This window comes from Streptomyces sp. NPDC018964 (assembly GCF_044390325.1).
GTDB lineage: Bacteria > Actinomycetota > Actinomycetes > Streptomycetales > Streptomycetaceae > Streptomyces.
In genome coordinates, this window is sequence record NZ_JBIRYZ010000023.1 from 113,676 (window position 1) to 133,259 (window position 19,584).

General features: G+C 73.1%; 17 protein-coding genes. 10 read left to right on the plus strand and 7 right to left on the minus strand.

Annotated features, from left to right (window positions below):
- From ACH5AO_RS29595 to aroA, 3 genes are all read left to right on the plus strand, one after another.
- A complete protein-coding gene (locus ACH5AO_RS29595) occupies positions 1-1,233 on the plus strand; it encodes an IS701 family transposase (protein WP_398929937.1) in 1,233 nt (410 codons plus the stop codon).
- 55 nt (positions 1,234-1,288) lie between these two features.
- Positions 1,289-1,762, plus strand: a complete 474-nt coding sequence (locus ACH5AO_RS29600) for a transketolase-like TK C-terminal-containing protein (protein ID WP_398929939.1) — start codon at positions 1,289-1,291, stop codon at positions 1,760-1,762.
- 85 nt (positions 1,763-1,847) lie between these two features.
- Positions 1,848-3,110: a 3-phosphoshikimate 1-carboxyvinyltransferase gene (gene aroA / locus ACH5AO_RS29605; protein WP_398929941.1), complete on the plus strand. Its 1,263-nt coding sequence runs from the start codon at positions 1,848-1,850 to the stop codon at positions 3,108-3,110.
- A 54-nt stretch (positions 3,111-3,164) separates the two neighbouring features.
- Here aroA and hisC read toward each other — a convergent pair whose 3' ends face one another.
- The gene (gene hisC / locus ACH5AO_RS29610) at positions 3,165-4,247 is read right to left on the minus strand and encodes a histidinol-phosphate transaminase (protein WP_398929943.1); all 1,083 of its coding nucleotides are present in this window, start codon (positions 4,245-4,247) and stop codon (positions 3,165-3,167) included.
- 287 nt (positions 4,248-4,534) lie between these two features.
- Here hisC and ACH5AO_RS29615 point away from each other — a divergent pair, with 287 nt between their 5' ends.
- The 3 genes from ACH5AO_RS29615 to ACH5AO_RS29625 all read left to right on the plus strand — a co-directional run bounded on the left by ACH5AO_RS29615 (position 4,535) and on the right by ACH5AO_RS29625 (position 9,564).
- Positions 4,535-6,523, plus strand: coding sequence for a BTAD domain-containing putative transcriptional regulator (locus tag ACH5AO_RS29615; protein WP_398929945.1), 1,989 nt, complete (start codon positions 4,535-4,537; stop codon positions 6,521-6,523).
- Between the two features lie 278 nt (positions 6,524-6,801).
- The gene (locus ACH5AO_RS29620; RefSeq protein WP_398929947.1) at positions 6,802-8,013 is read left to right on the plus strand and encodes an acyl-CoA dehydrogenase family protein; all 1,212 of its coding nucleotides are present in this window, start codon (positions 6,802-6,804) and stop codon (positions 8,011-8,013) included.
- A 45-nt stretch (positions 8,014-8,058) separates the two neighbouring features.
- Complete coding sequence (locus tag ACH5AO_RS29625; RefSeq protein WP_398929949.1) at positions 8,059-9,564, plus strand: MFS transporter; 1,506 nt, start codon at positions 8,059-8,061, stop codon at positions 9,562-9,564.
- Positions 9,565-9,650: 86 nt separating this feature from the next.
- Here ACH5AO_RS29625 and ACH5AO_RS29630 read toward each other — a convergent pair whose 3' ends face one another.
- The gene (locus ACH5AO_RS29630; protein WP_398929951.1) at positions 9,651-10,613 is read right to left on the minus strand and encodes a pyridoxamine 5'-phosphate oxidase family protein; all 963 of its coding nucleotides are present in this window, start codon (positions 10,611-10,613) and stop codon (positions 9,651-9,653) included.
- Positions 10,610-11,620, minus strand: coding sequence for a type I glyceraldehyde-3-phosphate dehydrogenase (gap, locus tag ACH5AO_RS29635; protein ID WP_398929953.1), 1,011 nt, complete (start codon positions 11,618-11,620; stop codon positions 10,610-10,612). Before gap ends, ACH5AO_RS29630 begins: the two co-directional genes overlap by 4 nt.
- 333 nt (positions 11,621-11,953) lie before the next feature.
- Between gap and ACH5AO_RS29640 the strand changes: the two genes are divergently transcribed.
- From ACH5AO_RS29640 to ACH5AO_RS29650, 3 genes are read left to right on the plus strand one after another with little or no spacing between them, the layout of a single operon-like run.
- Complete coding sequence (locus ACH5AO_RS29640) at positions 11,954-12,988, plus strand: helix-turn-helix domain-containing protein (RefSeq protein ID WP_398929955.1); 1,035 nt, start codon at positions 11,954-11,956, stop codon at positions 12,986-12,988.
- Complete coding sequence (locus ACH5AO_RS29645) at positions 12,985-13,740, plus strand: class I SAM-dependent methyltransferase (RefSeq protein ID WP_398929957.1); 756 nt, start codon at positions 12,985-12,987, stop codon at positions 13,738-13,740. Before ACH5AO_RS29640 ends, ACH5AO_RS29645 begins: the two co-directional genes overlap by 4 nt.
- The gene (locus tag ACH5AO_RS29650) at positions 13,737-15,407 is read left to right on the plus strand and encodes an AMP-binding protein (protein ID WP_398929959.1); all 1,671 of its coding nucleotides are present in this window, start codon (positions 13,737-13,739) and stop codon (positions 15,405-15,407) included. Before ACH5AO_RS29645 ends, ACH5AO_RS29650 begins: the two co-directional genes overlap by 4 nt.
- Before the next feature lie 204 nt (positions 15,408-15,611).
- On the opposite strand, the gene ACH5AO_RS29655 is transcribed toward ACH5AO_RS29650, so the two are convergent.
- Entirely contained in the window at positions 15,612-16,517 is a 906-nt protein-coding gene (locus ACH5AO_RS29655) for a hypothetical protein (RefSeq protein ID WP_398929961.1), read from the minus strand.
- Positions 16,518-16,939: 422 nt separating this feature from the next.
- Here ACH5AO_RS29655 and ACH5AO_RS29660 point away from each other — a divergent pair, with 422 nt between their 5' ends.
- Positions 16,940-17,281 carry a hypothetical protein gene (locus tag ACH5AO_RS29660; RefSeq protein ID WP_398929963.1) on the plus strand — a complete coding sequence of 114 codons (342 nt, stop codon included), beginning with the start codon at positions 16,940-16,942 and terminating at the stop codon, positions 17,279-17,281.
- Positions 17,282-17,358: 77 nt separating this feature from the next.
- Here ACH5AO_RS29660 and ACH5AO_RS29665 read toward each other — a convergent pair whose 3' ends face one another.
- From ACH5AO_RS29665 to ACH5AO_RS29675, 3 genes are all read right to left on the minus strand, one after another.
- Positions 17,359-18,621 carry an RNA polymerase sigma factor gene (locus tag ACH5AO_RS29665; RefSeq protein ID WP_398929965.1) on the minus strand — a complete coding sequence of 421 codons (1,263 nt, stop codon included), beginning with the start codon at positions 18,619-18,621 and terminating at the stop codon, positions 17,359-17,361.
- The gene (locus ACH5AO_RS29670; protein ID WP_398929967.1) at positions 18,618-18,980 is read right to left on the minus strand and encodes a YciI family protein; all 363 of its coding nucleotides are present in this window, start codon (positions 18,978-18,980) and stop codon (positions 18,618-18,620) included. Before ACH5AO_RS29670 ends, ACH5AO_RS29665 begins: the two co-directional genes overlap by 4 nt.
- Positions 18,981-19,139: 159 nt before the next feature.
- Positions 19,140-19,442, minus strand: a complete 303-nt coding sequence (locus ACH5AO_RS29675) for a hypothetical protein (RefSeq protein ID WP_398929969.1) — start codon at positions 19,440-19,442, stop codon at positions 19,140-19,142.
- Between the last annotated feature and the right edge of the window lie 142 nt (positions 19,443-19,584).

The window sequence follows — 19,584 nt, forward strand, 5'->3', positions numbered from 1 at the left end:
ATGACCGCCGTCGCCACGAGGACACCGCCGGGCGCCCCGTCCGGTGCCCGCCGGTACGTCCCCCCGCCCGCGGGCCTCCTTCCCGAGCCGGACCTCGACCCGGGCTTCGATCCGGTCGCCGAGCTGGCCCGCGAGGTCCTGGACCCGCTGCCCCGCAGCGACCAGCGGCGCAGCGGCGAGCTGTACCTGCGCGGCCTGCTGGCGGCCGAGGGGCGCAAGACGCTGCGCAACATCGCCGCGTCCACGGGCCGCCCGGCCGACTTCCAGCGGCTGCACCACTTCGTCAGCGACTCCACCTGGGACTGGGGGCCGGTCCGCCGGGCGCTGGCCGCCCTGGTCGACGACGCCGTGCGCCCCGCCGCCTGGGTGGTGCGGGCCACCATGACCGGCAGGCACGGATCCGGCGGTGTCGGCGTCGACCCCATCGTGGACCCGCGCACCGGACGCACCGTCAACGGCCGCAGGACGGCCGGGCTGTGGCTGGTCACCCGCAACGTGGGATTCCCCGTCAACTGGCGGCTGATCCTCTCCTCCGCCTGGCTGGACGACCCGCGGCGGCGCGCCCGGTCCGGCATCCCGGCCACCGCGACCGGCGGCGGCAGCACCTCCTGCGGCATCGACATGGTCCTGGAGACCGCGGGGCGGTGGGGGGTGCGCCGGGCGCCGGTGGTCCTCGACGCGCGCCGCTCGCACGTGACCGGCGTCGTCGACGCGCTCTCGGCCCTGGAGCTGCCGTACCTGCTGCGCATCCGGGGCTCCCAGCACGTCGGCCCGGGGGTGCTGCCGCGGTCCCGCTCCGGAACCGCGGCGCTCGTGACGGCACGCCAGCTGGCCGCCTCGGGCGAGGGGGCCGCGGTCGTCCACGCCCGCAGCGGGCTCCTCGGAGCCCGTCGCGAGGTGGCGCGCCACCCGTGCCACACCCCCGCGACCCGGCGCGCCCGTCGGCCCCACGTCCTGCTGGTGGAGCGGGACCCGCTCCGTCCCCAGAGCGCCTCCTACTGGCTGACCAACCTGACGGGCCACGGCACCGCCGCGCTGCTGTGGCTGGCCGGGGCCCCCGTACGGGTGAGCCGGTACGAGGCCGTCGCGGGCAGCGGCACCGGACTGCACGACTTCGAGGGCCGTTCGTACGCGGGCTGGCACCGGCACGTCACGCTCGCCTCGGCGGCCCACACGGCCCTGACGCTGGCCGGACACCGCCCCCACCGCACCTTCGCCGTCGCGGCCCGCTGAGCCGCGGGCCGCGACGGACACCGACAGATCCCGGCGGACCGACGGAAGAGGCACGATGACCGCAGCGCATCCTCCACGGGACTCCCGAACGGGCACGGCGCCGAGGACGTACGGCGAGGACCGCGGCGGCTACGTCCTCGCCGAGGCGTCCGCCGAACCCCCCGACGCCCTGCTCGTCGCCGCCGCGGGCGACGAGTCCGTGGCGCTGGCGGCGCGCGCCGTCCTCGAGGCCGAGTCGATCGCCACCCGGGTGGTGGTCCTGCCGCACCCGGACCGGTTCGCCCGACAGGACGCGGCGTACCGGGACGCGCTCCTGCCCCCCGGCACGCCCGTGCGGGTCTCCGTCGAGGCCGGCGCCGCGCTGGGCTGGTACGCCCTGCTGAGCGGTGCCGGACAGGTCGTCGGCATCGAGGAGTTCGGTGCCCGTGCGCCCTACCGGAGCCTGTACCGGCACGCCGGACTCACTCCCGAGCGGGTGGCGGCGGCGGTCCGCGCCGCCCTGGCCCGCACACGACGGAAGGCCGCGTGATGATCCCCTCCCTGCCCGCACCGCGACATGCCGTCGCCGTCCCGGCCCGGCCGGCCGGCCGCGGCGGCCCGACCGAGGAGACGGCGTGACCACGTTGACACGGCCGCTGACGGCCCGGATCCCCGGGTCCAAGAGCATCACCAACCGGGCGCTGCTGCTGGCCGCGGCCGCGCACGGCACCAGCCGGCTGCGCGCCCCGCTGGTCAGCGACGACACCGTCGCCTTCCGGAAGGCGCTGAGCGTCCTGGGCGTCACGGTGCGCACCGACGACGACGGCGGCTGGACGGTGACCGGCCTGGGCGGCGGTCCGCGCGGCACCATCAGCGTGTGGTGCGCCGACGCGGGGACCGCCGCCCGGTTCCTGCCGGTGCTGGCCGCGGCGGGCCGGGGCGACGTCCTCTTCGACGGCTCCGCCCAGCTGCGGGCCCGGCCGTTGCGGCCCCTGGTGGACGCGCTGCGCTCCCTGGGCGTGGAGACCGTGTCCGGCCCGGCCGGCGGGCTGCCGCTGCTGGTGCGGGCCGACGGACTGCCCGGCGGGGAGGTGGAGCTGGACTCCTCCACCAGCAGCCAGTACCTGACCGGGCTGCTGATGTCGGCGCCCCTGGCCCGCGGGCCGCTCACCGTCGTCGTCCGGGACCTGGTGAGCAGCCCGTACGTCGAGATGACGCTGGAGCTGATGCGGCGCTTCGGCGCGCAGGCGCACCGCGACGGCGAGCGGCTGCTGGTGCGTCCCGGCGCCTACCGGGCCGTCGACCTGGCCGTCGAGCCGGACGCCTCGACCGCGTCGTACTTCTTCGCCGCGGCCGCCGTCACCGGCACCGCGGTGACCGTGCCCGGCCTGGGCGGGGACAGTCTGCAGGGCGACGTCGCCTTCACCGACGTGCTGCGGCTGGCGGGCGCCCGGGTCCGGCTCACCGAGGACGCCGCCGAGGTCGCCGGGACGGGCGGACTGCGCGGCGGATTCACCGTCGACATGGGGGAGATCTCCGACACCTTCATGACGCTGGCGGCCGTCGCACCGCTGGCCGACGCGCCGGTGACCATCACCGGCGTCGCCCACGCGCGGCTGAAGGAGTCCGACCGCATCGCGGCCGTCGCGCGCAACCTGCGCGCGCTCGGCATCCGCGTCGACGAAGGACCCGACCGCCTCACGGTGCATCCGGGAACGCCCGTGGGCACGACGATCGCGTGTCACCGCGACCACCGCATCGCGATGGCGTTCTCCGTCCTGGCCCTGCGCGTTCCCGGCATCACGCTCGACGACCCCGGGTGCGTCTCGAAGACCTTCCCCGGTTTCCACCAGGAGCTGGCCCGGCTCTTCGGCCCGCCGGCCGGCCCCGGCCGGTGAATTTCGCGGCCGCGGCTCCCGTCCGGGCCTCCGGCACGGGCGGGAGCCGGGTCGTCAGGCCCCGTCCGGCCGTCCCCGCCATGCGGTGGCGGTCTTGAGGAACCTGTCGTTGGCGGCCGGGGACCCCACCGTGACCCGCACGCCGTCGCCCGGACAAGGCCGTACCATCAGCCCCGCCCCCTCGCACGCCGCGGTGAACGCGTCGGTGTGCGCACCGGTGCGCAGCCAGACGAAGTTCGCCTCGGAGTCCGGCACGTCCCAGCCCGCCGCCCGCAGCGCGTGGACCACCCGGTGCCGCTCGGTGACCACCGCTCCTACGCGCGCGTGCAGTTCGTGCCCGGCCCGCAGCGAGGCGAGCGCCGCGGCCTGGGCCGGGCCGCTCACCCCGAACGGGACGGCGCAGGCGCGCAGGGCACGGGCCACGGGCGGGTGCGCCACCGCGTAGCCGACCCGCAGCCGGGCCAGGCCGTAGGCCTTGGAGAAGGTGCGCAGCACGACGACGTTCGGCCGGTGGCGGTGCAGTTCGACGCCGTCCGGGACCTCCGGGTCGGTCACGAACTCCCGGTAGGCCTCGTCCAGGACGACCAGGACGTCGGCCGGCACCCGGTCGAGGAAGTCCTCCAGCTCAGCGCGGTGCAGCGCGGTCCCGGTCGGGTTGTTGGGATTGCACAGGAGGACCAGCCGGGTGCGCGGGGTCAGGGCGCGGGCCATGGCCGGGAGGTCGTGCCGCTCCGCGGCCAGCGGGACCCGCACCGCCGTGGCACCGGCGGCCCAGGCCAGCAGCGGGTAGACCTCGAACGAGCGCCAGGCGAACAGCACCTCGTCGCCCTCGCCGGCGGCGGCCCGTACGAGGTGGTGGGCGACGCCCACCGAGCCCGTGCCGGGCACGACGTGCTCGGCGGGGACGCCGAGCCGCCGGGCCAGCTCGCCGACCAGTTCGGTGCTGTCCGGGTCCGGGTAGCGGTGCAGGTCCTCCAGCTCCGCGCGGACGGCGGCCCGTACCGAGGGAAGCGGCGCGAAGGGAAGTTCGTTGGAGGACAGCTTGAACTCGGGGTCGCCGACGGCGGCCCGCCCCGGTACGTAGCGGGGCAGTGCCGTCAGGTCGGCGCGCAGGCGGGGGCTGGTCGAGGTGGTCATCGTCGTCTTTCCACGAGGTGGTCGGCGCGGGCCGCGGGCGCCAGGACGCTAAGCGCCGGACGGCCGCCGCGCTGACCCAAAGACGCCCGGGATCCCGCGCGTTCGCGCACCGGGCACGACGACCGCGCCGGACGGCGGGCGGCCGGTTCCCCCCGCGCCGGGCGGTCAGTCATGGAAACTTCCGATGCCCGAACCAAACCGACTTGCAGGTATGTTTTGATGGTGGGGGCCGTACGGAACCCGGACAGCCCGGCCGTCAAACCACGTAAGACAAGAGGTGGCGACCCGTGAAACGCGACGAGAGGCCCGGTACCGGTGCGGACCAGGCGCCGGGAGAGCTGTCGATCCGTGTCCTGGGGCCTCTGGAGGTGCGTGCCGACGGCCGCGACCGCACCCCCACGGCTCCGATGGCCCGGCGCGTCATGTCCGTGCTGCTGCTGCAGGCGAACCGGCCGGTCCCGGTCTTCACCCTGATCGACGAGCTGTGGGAGACCGAACCGCCGCGCCTGGCCCGCAAGACCGTCCAGACGTACATCTACCAGCTGCGCCGCGCCCTGCGGGACGACCGCCGCCCGGCAGGGCGGGAACGGCTGCAGACCCGCCCCAACGGCTACCTGCTGAAGCTGGCACCCGGCGAACTCGACCTGTGGGACTTCGAGGAGCATGTCCACCGCGCCCGCACCGCGCTGGCGTCGGACGACGCCCGGGGCGCCGCCGCCCTGCTCCGCGAGGCCCTCGGCCTGTGGCGGGGCGACGCCTTCGCCGGTGTCGACGCCGGACCGCTGCTGTCCGCCCGGCTGCCGCAGATAGCGGACGGCTGGCTGAGCGCGGTGGAACTGCGGGTGGAGGCGGACCTGCGGCTCGGCGACCACCGCAGTCTGCTCGGGGAGCTGCGGGAACTCACCGCGCACCACCCCCTGCACGAGGAGTTCACCGCCCAGCTGATGCTCGCCGCCCACCGCTCCGGGCAGCGCCGCGCCGCGCTGGACGCCTTCGGCCGGCTGCGCCGCAGCCTCGTCGACGAACTGGGCATCGAACCCTCCGACCGGCTGCGGCGGCTCCAGCAGGACATCCTCAACGAGTCACCCGACCTGCACCTGCCCCACCCGCCCGCCGACGCGCCGGCCGAGCCCCCGGCACCACCCGCGCAGGACCGGACCCGGCCGACGGCCCCGGCCCAGCTCCCCCCGGACACCATCGACTTCGTGGGCCGGACCGAGGAGCTGACGCGGCTGGCCGGCCTGGCCGCCCCCGACGGCGAACCGCGTACCTCGCCGCGTGTCGTGACCCTCCTCGGCGGCCCCGGCGCGGGCAAGACGGCCCTGGCCCTGCGCGTCGCGCACACACTGCGGGACCGGTTCCCCGACGGCCAGCTGTACGCCCGGCTGCACGACGGGCGCACCGACGCCCCCGTCGACCCGGCGGACGTCCTGCGCTCGCTGCTGGACGAGATCGCCGGCACGGTCACGCCGGCGGTCCGCCCGGCACCGGGCGCCGGCGCACTGGACGAACTCTCCCGGCGGTTCCGGAACTGGGGCGCGGGCCGTGCCTTCGTCCTGGTCCTGGACGACGCCGCCTCCGCCGACCAGGTACGCCCCCTGCTGCCCGGCGGAGGGGGGAGCACCGTGCTGGTGACCGCCCGGAGCCGGCTGGCCGGCCTGGAGGGCGCCACCCACGTGGAGCTCGGCCCGCTGCCCGCCGCGGACGGCGCGCGCCTGCTGACCTCGCTCATCGGTGAGGAACGCGCGGCCCGCGAACCCGAGGCGGTACGCCGGGTGGTCGCCCTGACCGGCAACCTGCCGCTCGGCGTGCGCGCGGCGGGGGAGAAACTGGCCGCCCGGCGGCTGTGGACCGTCGACCACTTCGCCGAGCGGCTCGTGGACGAGACGGTGCGCCGCGAGGAGCTGCGCACCGGTGCCTGTGACGCCACGGCCTGGATGGTACGGGCCCTGGCCCGGCTGCCGGGCCCGCTGCGCCAGGCCCTGGTGCGGCTGAGCCGGGCCGGCGGGACCGCCGTGGACCTCGCCGGCGCGCAGCGGCTGATGGGCGTCGACCGCAGATTCGCCGAGCAGCTGCTCGGCGACCTCGTCGACCACTACCTCGTGGTGGCCGACCCGCACCCCGACGCGGACGGCCTGCTCTTCCAGGTGCCCGAACTGGTGCGGGTGGCCCTGCTCGACGAGCAGACGGCCCCCCTGGAGCTGAAACTGCTGCCGGGAGGCAGGCCCGACGAGACGCGGCCCGGCCCGGCGGGAACCGTTCCGGCGATGGGATGACGACCGTGCCACGCCCCGCACCGGAACACAGGGCCGCCCGCGTCGTACGGCCCGGCGTCCCCGGCCCGCCCGCACCGGGCGGACGCGAACTGCTCAGTGCCCGTGCGCCTATGGACAACTGCGCCCCCGCGCCGCTTCCTAGCGTGGCTGACGATGCCGCGGGACCCTGCCGGCGGCCCACCACGACCGCGTCCGGGCGGTGCCCCCGCCCGCACGCCACCGCGCCGGTGCCCCCGCCGAGCCGGTCGGATCGCGACCCTACGCATGGAGGACGTCAAGTGACCATTTCGGAGAGCCTGGAGACCACGGCGGTCCCCGACCTGGGGCTCGGGACCGCGGACGAGATCCAGGCGCGCGCGGAGGCGATCGTCCCGGTGCTGCGCGAGCGCTCCACGGACATCGAGAACGCACGCCGGCTGCCGGAGGACGTCGCCGAGCTCGTACGCGGAACCGGTGTGTTCCGCATGGCCCTGCCCAAGGCATGGGGCGGCCCCGAGCTCACCTTCGCCGAGCAGACCAAGGTGATCGAGACGCTGTCCTACGGCGACTCGGCGGCCGGCTGGTGCGCCATGATCGGCATGGACACCTGGATCTACGCCGGCTACCTGGAGGAGCCCGCGGCCCGGAAGATGCTGGCCAACCCCGACGCGATCACGGCGGGCATGATCTTCCCCGTGGGGCGTGCCGAGCGGGTTCCCGGCGGCTACCGGGTCACCGGCCGCTGGCCCTTCGGCAGCGGTGTCACCCACTCCGACTGGCTCGTCGGCGGCTGCCTCGTCCACCAGGACGGCAAGCCGGAGCAGGGCCCGAACGGCGAGCCGACGCACTGGCGCGTGATGATGGCCCGCACCGAGGAGTTCGAGATCCTCGACACCTGGTACACCACCGGGCTCACCGGCAGCGGCAGCCGCGACTACCAGGTCACCGACCTGTTCGTGCCGGAGGAGCACTCCTTCAGCTTCACCCGGCCGCGTTCCTCGGGGCCGCTGTCCGAGCCGGACGCGATCCTCGGCAATGTGCCGGGCGTTCCGCTCGGTGTCGCCCGCGCCGCCCTGGACCACGTACGGGAACTGGCCGCCGGGCGCACCGACAAGGGGACCGGCCAGGCCTGGAAGGACACCTACCGGGTGCAGACCGTCATCGGCGAGGCCGAGATGGCGCTGTCCGCCGCCCGGTTCGCGGTCTACGGCTCGCTGGAGCGGCTGTGGGAGTGCTACGCGACCGGCACCCCGCTCACCCCGGAGGAGCGCGTGGCCTCGGCGCTGGCCCGGGTGAACGCCTTCCGCACCGCGCGCACGGTCGTGGGCCGGCTCTCCGACCTCGTCGGCGCCTCCTCGATCTACCGCACCTCGCCGCTGGACCGCTGGGTCCGCGACACCCACACGATGTGCCAGCACATCCTCGCCCAGGAGCAGATCGTGCAGTCCGCGGGCGCCTACCTGCTGGGCGGCACCCCGCAGGCCCCCTTCCCCCTGGGAATCCTCGGCTGACCCTCCTCGTACAAGGCCGCAACCCGTCAAGATTTAGGACCGTATATGGCCACGTCCACTGAACTCACCCCTGAAGCAGACCGACACGATCAGGCCGCGGCCGCCGCTCCTCCGCAGCCGGAGCAGTCGGCGTCGTGGAGCCCGCGCATGTGGGGGATGCTCGTCGTCCTCTGCGGCGCCATGTTCCTGGACGCGCTCGACAACGTCATGGTCGGCATCGCGGTGCCGCCGATCCAGTCCGACCTGGGCATGTCGACCTCCGCGGTGCAGTGGGTGGTCAGCTCCTACGTCCTCGGATTCGGCGGCTTCCTGCTGCTCGGCGGCCGCATGGCCGACCTCATGGGCCGTCGCCGGGTGTTCCTGGCCGGTGCCGCGGTCTTCGGTGTCGGTTCCCTGGTCGGCGGCGTCGCCGACCAGGGCGTGGTGCTGATCGCCGCCCGCTTCCTGATGGGTGTCGGCGCGGCGTTCACCGCCCCCGCCGGCCTGTCGATCATCGTGACCACGTTCGCCGAGGGACCGCAGCGCAACCGGGCCCTGGGCATCTACACCGCCTGCGGGGCCGTCGGGTACTCCACCGGTGTCATCGTCGGCGGCATGCTGACCCAGATGAGCTGGCGCTGGACCTTCCTGCTGCCGGTGCCGATGGCGCTGGCGATCCTCGTCGGCGGCCTGGCCCTGGTGCCCCGCGACGCCAAGCGCGGCAAGGACGGCAAGAAGCTCGACGTGGCCGGGGCCACGACCATCACCGGCGCGATGCTGGTGCTCGTCTACGCCATCGTGGAGGCGCCGCTGCGCGGCTGGACCTCCGGGCTCATCCTCGGCCTGTTCGCCGCGTCGGCGCTGCTGCTGGCCGCCTTCGTCGCCATCGAGCGCCGCACCGCCGAACCGCTGCTGCGCCTGGGCCTGCTGAAGAACCGCCGCCTGGTGGGGGCGAGCCTGGTGGCGGCCGCGATCCTCGGCACGTACATGAGCTTCCAGTTCATCGGCGGCCTGTACCTGCAGTCGCTGCGCGGCTGGTCCCCGATGGAGATGGCGCTCGGCTTCCTGCCCATCGGCCTGCTCATCATGACCATCGCCCCGCGGGCCGGCAAGCTCGTCTCCCGCTTCGGCGCCCCCTGGCTGATCTTCGCCGGGTTCGCCGCGTACACCGCCTCCTACCTGCTCTTCCTGGGCATCGACGAGTCGTCGTCGTACCTGTGGGGCATCCTGCCGACGATCCTGCTGATCGGCATCGCCTTCCCGCTCTCCTTCCCGGCGGCCAACGTGCAGGCCACCTCGGACGTCGCCGACGAGGAGCAGGGCCTGGCGGCGGGCGTTCTGCAGACCGGTTACCAGGTCGGCGCCGCGGTGGTGCTCGCCCTGGTGACCGCGACCATGTCCGTCGACCACGCCACGGGCGAGGGCGACACCGCGTCGCTGTCGAGCTACCTCGACGGCATGTACGTCATCGCCGGCATCTCCGCGGTCACCATGCTGCTCACGCTGGTGGCGGCGGTGCGCTGGTCGGCGCGGCGGCGTGCCGAGCGCGAGGCGGAGCCCGCGCGGGTCTGACCCGCCCGCGACGCACCACGGCGCCCTCCTTCCGGGACGTGTTCCCGGCAGGAGGGCGCCCTGCTGTTCCGGCACCCGAGGGCGCGTCAGTTCCGGAAGGGGGCGGGTGGGTTGACGGGGGAGGCCGCCGCGAACTCCCAGCGCAGCGCGGTGGCGTCATCGACCTGCACGAAGCGTTCGACGTCGAACTCCACCATGCGCAGTGCGCCCGGGACGCCGGCGCGGTGGCGCTCGTCCCAGTCGACGCGGGCCCGGCCCGTCAGGTGCAGGAAGCTCCCGCGGTCCCAGTCCCAGAACAGCAGACCGCACGCGGGGTCGAGCTGGAGGTTGCCCAGCGTCATGTAGAAGGAGTTGCCGACGTAGTCGGGCCACACCAGCCGGCGGGGCCCGGCCGCGGTCACGAACCCCGGCTGACCGCCGCGGTGCGAGGCGTCGGCGCCGTGCCCGGGGGCGTGGCTGGCGATGAAGAAGGTGTCCGCCTCCTCGACCAGCCGCCGCTGGTCCGCGCCGAGGCCGGTTCCGGAGGCCACCACCCGGGGCGTGCGCGGCGGCGCGTCCGCGACGGGCAGGCGCCTCTGCAGGTACTTGGGGCAGTTGCCCAGCACCTGTTCGGTGCGCACCACCAGGCCGTCGTCCTGCTGCCGCGCGGTGCCGTTGACGCGGATGCGGCGCACCGTCTGCGGCTCGAGGGCCAGGACGCCGATGTCGTGGCGCTGTGCGAAGACCCCGTGGAGCGGGTCGGCGGGCGCGGGAGCGGCGGCCACGGCGAGGGTGGACGGGCCGACGGGCTCGGCGAATCCGGCCGGTCCCGTCAGGGCCGAGGCCCACACCGCCCCGTCCCGGTCCACGGCGCCCACGACCAGCATGCGCTGGCGCAGCAGGAACGGCACGAAGCCGGCCGGGATGACACCGTCGAACATCGGCGACCCCCAGCCGGGGTGCCCCTCCCGGGCGCGGCGCTGCACCGCCTGCTCGCCCTCGTGGTACGGGGACTTGACCACCGGGACCCGGCCGTCCCGCTCCGCCCGCGGCCGCGTACGGCCGGTCACAGCCGGGACCCGAGCAGCAGGGCCGTGTCCACGACACGGTGGGAGAAGCCCCATTCGTTGTCGTACCAGCCGACGACCTTGACCTGCCTGCCGTCGCCGATCACCTTGGTGAGGCCGGCGTCGAAGATGCAGGACGCGGGGTCGGTGACGATGTCGGAGGACACCAGCGGCGCCTCGGTGTAGCGCAGCACGCCGGCGAGCGGGCCCCGGGCGGCCTCGGCGAAGAGCGCGTTGACCTCCTCGGCCGTGGTCGGGCGGCCCACCCGGACGGTCAGGTCGGTGGCCGAGCCGTTCGGGACCGGCACGCGCAGCGCGTATCCGTCGAGCCGCCCCTGCAGTCGCGGCAGCACCCGGCCGATGGCGCGGGCGGCGCCGGTGCTGGTGGGGATGGTGTTCACCGCGGCGGCCCGGGCCCGGCGCAGATCGCGGTGCGGCCCGTCCTGCAGGTTCTGGTCCTGCGTGTAGGCGTGGACGGTCGTCATCATGCCGTGCTCGAGGCCGAGCGCGTCGTCGATCACCTTGGCCAGGGGCGCCAGGCAGTTGGTGGTGCACGAGGCGTTGGAGACGACGTGGTGGCGCTCCGGGTCGTACGCGTCGTGGTTGATGCCGTAGGCGAGGGTGAGGTCCTCGTGCTGGGCGGGAGCGCTGATGATCACCTTGCGGGCGCCGGCGTCCAGGTGCGCCCGCGCGCGCGTCGCGTCGGTGAACACACCGGTCGACTCCAGGACGACGTCGACGCCGAGCTCCTTCCAGGGCAGTTTCCGCGGGTCGCGCTCGGCGCTGACCCGGACGGTCCGGCCGCCGACGGTGATCCTTCCGTCCTGCGCCTCCACCTCCTGCCCGATGGGGCCCAGCGTGCTGTCATAGGTCAGCAGGTGGGCCAGCGTCCGGGCGTCGGTCAGGTCGTTGACACCGACCACCTGCAGGTCCGCGCCCCGCTCCAGCGCGGCACGGAAGAAGCTGCGGCCGATGCGGCCGAATCCGTTGATCCCGACCCTGAGTGTCACGTCCATCTCTCCTCCGGAGGCGTTCGCTGCCACCGCGGCGTGGGTGGGCCCGGCGGCCGGACGCGTCGACGCTAGGACCGTGCCGCGTGCGCGGGTTGAGCGATCGCGCCCGGATGCTGACCCGATCGCGCTGTCCGCGCCCGGAGCCCGGGCGGCCCGTGCCGGCCGGCGGTATTCGGACCGGCGGATTCCAGTCGTTGAACCGATCGAAGCTTCCGATCCCGCATTGGAAACCGGCACGAAGGTATGTTTTGCTCGCTGTGCGAGGCCGAACGAGTGCCGGACACCCGGCCCTTCAGCCACGCGACGACCGCTTCGAGGGGAGGTGAGAAGATGCTGCGCACCGAATCGTCTGACACCCGCCACCTCACCGACCACCCTGCCGACACACCCCCCTCCGCCGGCCCGGACGGCGGCGTGCAGATCGTCCGGGACCACTCCGAGGAACTCCACGGCACCGTCGCCCGCAACAGCTTCGGCGAGGTGCGGGTACGCCTGGTCACCGGCGACCCCCTCGAACTGATCCGCCCCGGCCGGCTGATCACGGACACCGCCGAGGGCTTCGTCAGGGTGCTGCGCCCGCTGTCCGGGCAACTGTGGGTCTTCCAGGACGGCCGGCACGCAGTGGCCCGCGCCCCGCAGTTCGTCTGCTTCGACACCACACGCCCCTTCAAAGTCGTCATGCCGGAACGATTCCGCATGGTGGACGTACTGCTCCCCCACCGCCTCACCGGCCTCACCTCCCGCGAGACCGAGACACTCACCGTCGACCCGTGGTGCGGAGCCCGGGGCCTGCCCGCCCTCGCCTCCCTGCTGCTCGCCGGACTCGACAAGCACGCGGACGAAATCCAGGCCGCACTCGACCTGTTCGGCAGCAGCGTCGCCGGCCTGGCCTCCGCACTGTTCGCCGAACGGATGCAGGTCACCGCCACCGCACCCGACGTGGCCCGCCACGCGCAACTACTGCACATCAAGGCGTTCATCCGCGAACGCCTGGCCGAACCGGCACTCGGCCCCGCACTGGTCGCCCGCCGGCACAACATCTCGCTGCGCTACCTGCAACGCCTCTTCCAGCAGTACGGCACCAGCCCCGCACGCTGGATCCGCGACGAACGGCTGGAACGCTGCCGCGCCGAACTCTCCGACCCCCGCTACGACCACCTGCCCGTCGCGGTCATAGGCGAACGCTCGGGCCTGTACGGGGCCTCGCACTTCAGCCGCCTCTTCCGGGACCGCTACGGAATCAGCCCCCGCGACTACCGCAAGGCACGGCAACCGGCGACCGGCAACGACACGACCACCGGGAACGGCGGCGCGACGCCCACCCGGCCGACCCCTGGACCCGACCGCAGGAGGGCAGCTCCGTGAGCAGCTTCGAATTCCCGGGCACCTACTACGAGATCATGCGCAAGGACTTCCGCAGGCTCACCGCCGAAACCGACTTCCTCGCCTCCTACCTCCCCGACGGCGGACGCGTACTCGACCTGGGAAGCGGCACGGGCACCACCCTCAGGGACCTGACCACCCGTGGGTACACCGGCGTCGGGGTCGACCAGAGCGCCGCCTTCACCGCATACGCCCGGGAACGCGCCGGCGAGGAGACCCGGTTCGTCCACGGCCGCATCGAGGAATTCACCACCGACGAGCGGTTCGACCTCGTCTGCAGCCTCTTCATGACCCTGAACTACCTGCCCAGGGCCGAGCTGCGCCCCGTCCTGGCCAACGTCCGCTCCTGGCTGCGGCCCGGAGGACACGTCGTCCTGGAGTTCGGACACCTCCTGAACTTCGTCGACAGCTACCAGCCGCACACCGTCGCCCACCACCGCGGCGACGACGGTGTGCTCATCACGCGGCTCGCCCGCCAGTCGATCAACGCGCACGCCGCCAACTGGCGCAACGAGGAAACCCTCCTGGTCCGCGAAAGCGACGGCCGCGTGTCCCTGTACGACAACTTCTTCGACCAGGCGGTGCTCACCGGCCCCGAGGTACGGGAACTGCTGGCCGACGCGGGGCTGGCCGTCACGGCCGAGTACGGAGGGTTCCACAAGGAGCCCGCCCCCGGGCACGGACGCGGCCCGCTGGTCATTGTGGCCACGACAACGGAGGCAAACCCGGCATGACACCCACCCCCCTGTCCGTCCTCGAGGGCGGACCCGCCCCCGAACTCGACCTGGACACCCTGCCCGAAGCCCTGACCAGGGCCGCCGCGGCGGAAACCTCACCGTCGCTGGTCTTCGTGGCCCACGACGGATCCGAGACCAGCACCGGCTACCGGCAACTGCTCGACGATGCCTCCCGGATCCTCGCCGCCCTGCGCGCCTGCGGAGGCCGGCCCGGCGAGAAGGTGATCCTCCAGATCGACCAGGACCCACTGCTGCTCACCGCCTTCTGGGGCTGCCTCCTCGGCGGCTTCGTCCCCATGCCGGTCGCCGCGGGCAGCAGCCCGGCCCAGCGCGAAGCGGCCCCCGGCCTGCTGCACCGGGTCTGGACCGGGTACGGCAGGCCACGCGTGATCACCGGACCGGCGGTGCGCATCGCACCGGAGACGGCCACCGACCCGCACTGGGACGGCGCACACCTGGGCCGGGTCGACAACCTGCTCGCCCACGAACCGGACCACGCCCACCACCGCGCCGCACCCGACGACCCGGCCGCCCTGCTGCTCACCTCCGGCAGCACCGGCGTGCCCAAGGCCGTCACCCTCACCCACCGCAACATCCTCAGCCGCAGCGCCGCGACCGCCCTGGTCAACGGACTCGGCCCGCGGACGCGGACGTTCAACTGGATGCCGCTGGACCACGTCGGCGGCCTGGTGATGTTCCACGCCCGCGACGTCTACCTGGGCTGCCACCAGGTCCACGCCCGCACCGAGTGGATCACCGCGGACCCGCTGCGCTGGCTCGCCTCGATCGACCGGCACCGCGCGGACACCACCTGGGCACCCAACTTCGCCTTCGGCCTGATCAACGACCGGGCCGAGCAGCTGGCCGGCCGGGACTGGGACCTGAGCTGCCTGCGGTACATCATGAACGGCGGGGAAGCGGTGCACAGTTCGGTGGTGCGCACCTTCCTCGGACTGCTCAGCCCCTTCGGGCTGCCGCAGACCGCCATGTACCCCGGCTGGGGCATGTCGGAGACCTCCGCCGGGGTGGCCGACTGCCAGTTCACCGCCGTGGCCACGGGCGAGGAGCGCTACGTCCCGGTGGGCCGCCCGCAGCCGGGCACCTCGGTACGCGTGGTCGACGAGCACGACCGGCCCGTCCCCGTGGGCACCACCGGCTACCTCCACGTCACCGGAGCCAGCGTGACCTCCGGCTACCACGACAACCCCGAGCACAACCGCCGCTCCTTCACCGACGACGGCTGGTTCAGGACGGGCGACCTCGCCTACGTCCGGGACGGCATCCTCACCGTCACCGGACGGGCCGACGACGTACTGGCCGTCGGCGGCACGATCTACCACGGCCACGAGATCGAGGCAGTGGTGGAGGAGCTCGACTTCGTCGAACCCACCTACACCGTGGCCGGCGCCGTGACGGCCGACGGCGGCGGCGAGGCGATCGCGGTGTTCTTCCACCCGCGCACCGGGACCGCCGACGACGGTCAGCTCGACGCCGTGCGCGCCCACGTCCTGGACACCCTCGGCGTCCGGGTCCGCCACGTGGTGCCGGTGGCCCGCGAGGACGTCCCCAAGACCGGCATCGGAAAGCTGCGCCGCGCCCAGCTCGCCCAGCGCTTCGAGGCGGAGCACGCGGCGGACGGCACCACACGGACCGCGGCCGCCTGACCGCGCGGCCGCATCACCCGAAGGCGGTGCCCCCTTCCCCCCGGGGGCACCGCCTTCGCCGTGCCGCGCGCTCGGCGCCGTCGGCGTCCTCGGCGAGAATCCCGTCGAGGCAGTGATGCGCCGCAGGAGCGAACTCCGCTCCGGTCGACGAGCCGGCGCGGCGGTGCTTCATCTGCCGCTCGTGGCGCGGCCGGTGCGCGTTCCTCAGGAGGGAAGCCCGCTGGTGTCCGTCTCGTCGGCGAACGGGTTCGGTGAGTGCGCGACGACGTCCGGCAGGAGGGAGGGGGCGATCTCCTGCAGGTCGGGGTGGGTGGCGGCGATCTCGCGCAGCAGCCGGGGGAAGGTGACCCGGTCCAGTCCGCGTCCGGTGCGGGAGAGCAGCAGGGGGCCGGTCGTCTCGGTGGAGTGCGGTGCTTTGTGGGTGCGGACCGGCAGGTATTCGTCCAGTGCCCACACCACGGGGCGGGGGACGGGCTGGAGGCGGGTGACGGCGGAGGCGCTGTTGTTCTTCGCGGGGAGGCGCCAGGTGGGGCCGGCGGCGTTGTGGCGTTGGATGTGCTGGAGGAGGACGGCGATGGACTGGCCCGGGCGCAGGCCTGCGAGGGTCATGTAGACGGCGAGCCGGGCGCGTTCGGCGTGGGGGCCGCGGTAGCGGTCGGCGGCGGTGCGCAGGGCGTCGGTCTGGAAGCGGGTGAGCTGTTCGCGCGGGGCCGGCGGGGTGGGTCCGGCCAGTGTGCGCCGGGGCGGCAGATTCCAGCGGGCGGCTCCGAGGTCCTCGGTGCAGTGGGTGTAGAAGGAGCGGACGGCGGAGACGGCGCGGCCGCGTGAGGCGGCGGCCATCGGGGTGCCGTCCAGGTTGGTCAGCCGGGCCGCCCAGTTCTGGATGTCCCGGGGACTGAAGTGCCAGACGAGGTCGCCGATGTGGCCGAACCAGTCCTGGCGCCATCCGGGCGGGGCGTCGATCCCGGCGAGGAGCAGGCCGTAGCGGTAGCGGGTGTCGTCGTCCCAGGCGCGGCCGCGGACCTCCTGGCCGTCGGGGCGCACGTATGCTCCGGACAGCCAGCCGTGCAGGACGGTGTAGGGGTCCGGGGTCCGGATGGAGCTGGTCATCCCGTCACTCTAGAAACTGCGAGGATGGCTCGTGCGAGGGGCCGGTTTCTTCCGTTCCTTCATGACTCCACGATGCCATGAACTTTACGGAACAGACCAGTCCACCTCCACCAACGGCCAAGGGGTGGCCGAGCACCGTACGGAACGCGCGGGACGACGCGGCCCCCACGCCCCCTCGCACTGGGCTGAGGAGCCTGGTCTGTTCCGTAAAGTTCACCCCTCCGCTTCGAAGGGACTTCACATCCCGCTCGGAAGACGGATCACCCCGGCGAGCACGGGACCCCCTGCTCCCACGGTTGAACGCGCGGTTGAGGCCTCGGGAAACGGCCGGTACAGCGATCAACGCCAAACCGGTGATCATGGCGACCGGTAGCGGGCGACCGACGACCCGCTCCTGGACAAGGTCTACGAGACTCCCCCGAGTGATCCCCCTGGACCGTTCGACCATCTGGTCCACCATTCGGACTGCGAGGGCTACTACGGTCCCCGCCGACTTCGCCCAGGTCATCGTGGGCAAAAAGGCACGGGGCGGCTACCTGGGATCTTCGGTGCGTCTGCTGGAGGAAGCCCGTCGACTCGCTGAAGCCCTCGGCCTTCCGGAAGACCTCGACCCGCATTCCGAAGAGATCTTCGGGGCCGCCGATGCCGAGAAACCAGCCACCGAGGGGTGGCAGCGATATGGCGTCGAGTCCTATGTGTGCCCGCAACTCCTCCACGCTGCGAAACTCTCGATCTCGACCGGAGCGGCCATTGCCTTCACCTGAGAAGGTGTCGTCAAACGATCTTTTGACGACAGGCGGCCGGACGGCCTCAAGAGGAGCAGCGCCCCGGCCTCGGCGCGTCACGCGCGGGCCCCCAGACGGTGGGCCCGGGCGGTGAGGTGGCGGCGTTCGGGGGCGCTGGTGGTACGGCGGGCGGCTTCGCGGTAGGAGGCCGCCGCGGCCTCGTGTTCGCCGAGGAGCTCGAGGAGGTGGGCGCGGGTGGCGAGCAGGCGGTGGTGGCGGGCCGTGCGGTTGTCGGTCTCCAGTGCGGTGACCAGATCGAGTCCGGCGGCCGGGCCGTGGACCATGGCGACGGCTACCGCGCGGTTGAGGGTGACCATCGGGTTCGGCCCGAACTGTTCCAGAATCTCGTACAGGGCGAGGATCTGGGGCCAGTCGGTGGCGCCGGTGTCCTCGGCCTCGTCGTGCACGGCCGCGATGGCGGCCTGCAGTTGATACGGGCCGACCCGGCCGAGCGGCAGGGTCCGGCTGATCAGGTCGACCCCTTCTGCGATGGCACGGCGGTCCCACCGGCTGCGGTCCTGTTCCGCCAGCGGCACCAATTCCCCGGACGCTCCGGTGCGGGCGGGGCGGCGTGCGTCGGTGAGCAGCATCAGTGCGAGAAGACCCGCGGTCTCGGTGTCGTCGGGTACCAAACGGTGCAGCAGCCGAGTGAGCCGGATCGCCTCGTCAGACAGTTCCGGCGCGGTCAGGCCGGTGCCGTCGGTACCGCCGGTAGTGCTGTACCCCTCGTTGAACACGAGGTAGAGCACGTGCCGCACCTCGGCCAGCCGCTCGGTGAGGTCGGTCTCCTCGGGCACGGCCAGGGAGGTGCCGGACGCCTTGAGTGTCTGCTTGGCGCGGCTGATGCGCTGGGCCATGGTCGTCTCGGGGACCAGGAAGGCCGCGGCGATCTGCGCGGTGGTCAGGCCGCCGACCGCGCGCAGGGTCAGCGCGATCCGGCTGGCCGGTGACAGTGCGGGGTGGCAGCACAGGAACAGCAGGGCCAGCGAGTCGTCCCGGTCCGTGTCGGGTACGGCGTCGGCGGCGTGGCTGAGCAGTGCGGCCTGTGGAGTGGCCAGGGTGAGGGCATCCTCGCGGCGTCGGCGGGCGCTGTCGCTGCGGATCTGGTCGACCAGCTTGCGGGAGGCGACGGTGACGAGCCAGCCGCGGGGGTTGTCCGGGACACCGGCTTCGGGCCATTGCAGGGCGGCGGCCAGCAGTGCTTCCTGAACCGCGTCCTCGCACGCGTCGAAGACGCCGTAGCGGCGTACGAGCGCGCCGAGGACCTGCGGCGCCAGCTCGCGCAGCAGGTCCTCGGCGGCGTGGTGCTCGGCGGTCACGCGTCCGCTGCGGACTCGTGCAGGACGGGCCACAGTTCGACCGGCTCCACGTCGGCGAACGGCATGTCCGCGGCGATCTCCTGCGCCCGCTCCAGGCTGTCGCAGTCCAGCAAGTAGAAGCTGGCGATGTACTCCTTGGTCTCCAGGTACGGGCCGTCGGTGACCGCCGGCACGCCGTCCTCGCGGCGCACGAGCTGGGCGTTGGCCGCATCCGCGAGGCCGTAGGCGCCCAGCAGTTCACCGCTCTCGCGGTACTTCTTGTTGAACGCCTCCTGCTTGGCGATCGCCTCCGGCCACGCCTCGGCCGGGAAGGAGTCCCACTTGGCCTGGTTGCCATAGATCATCGCGACGTACTTCATCTCGGGTGTCCTCCCCATTTCGCACGCCCCGTCGGCGCGCTGTCACCCCTCAGTCGGAGCGGGAGGTGGGTCCTCGACATCCGACGACGACTTTCTTCGGAATCTTTTTTCGCACCGCCATCGAGCAGCCCGAACACCGAAGCGACGCAAGTGATCAACCTACAAGCCGACTCCACGCCGGCGTTGCCCCGGCGCCCTGGTGAAGAGTCGGGCGTCGGGGATCAATCGAACCGTGGTTGGCGCTGAGATTGATCTTGAACAGAGCTCGAAGCTGATGTTGAACCCGATGTCTCCGTCGACGTCCGTCGCGATAGTGGCGTCATCCGCCGCAGCTCGTGTATCCGTCGAGGCCCGCGCGTACTTGACGGGTACGCCGTCACGCAGGAGCGCTTCGGCGACGGCGTTCATGTAGTGGCCGATGGTCTCCTTCAGCTCGCCGCTCGCGGAGGACTTGGACGTCACGTGGTCTCCCAGCTTGGTCGGGGCAGGACATGCGTGCTGCGCCGTCTTAAGACGTCGTCTCATTTGGGTTCGTAACCTTAAGGCATGACGATCGTGGAGCGGCTGGTCCCGGACGGGTTGTGGGAGTTGTTTCAGCGGGTGG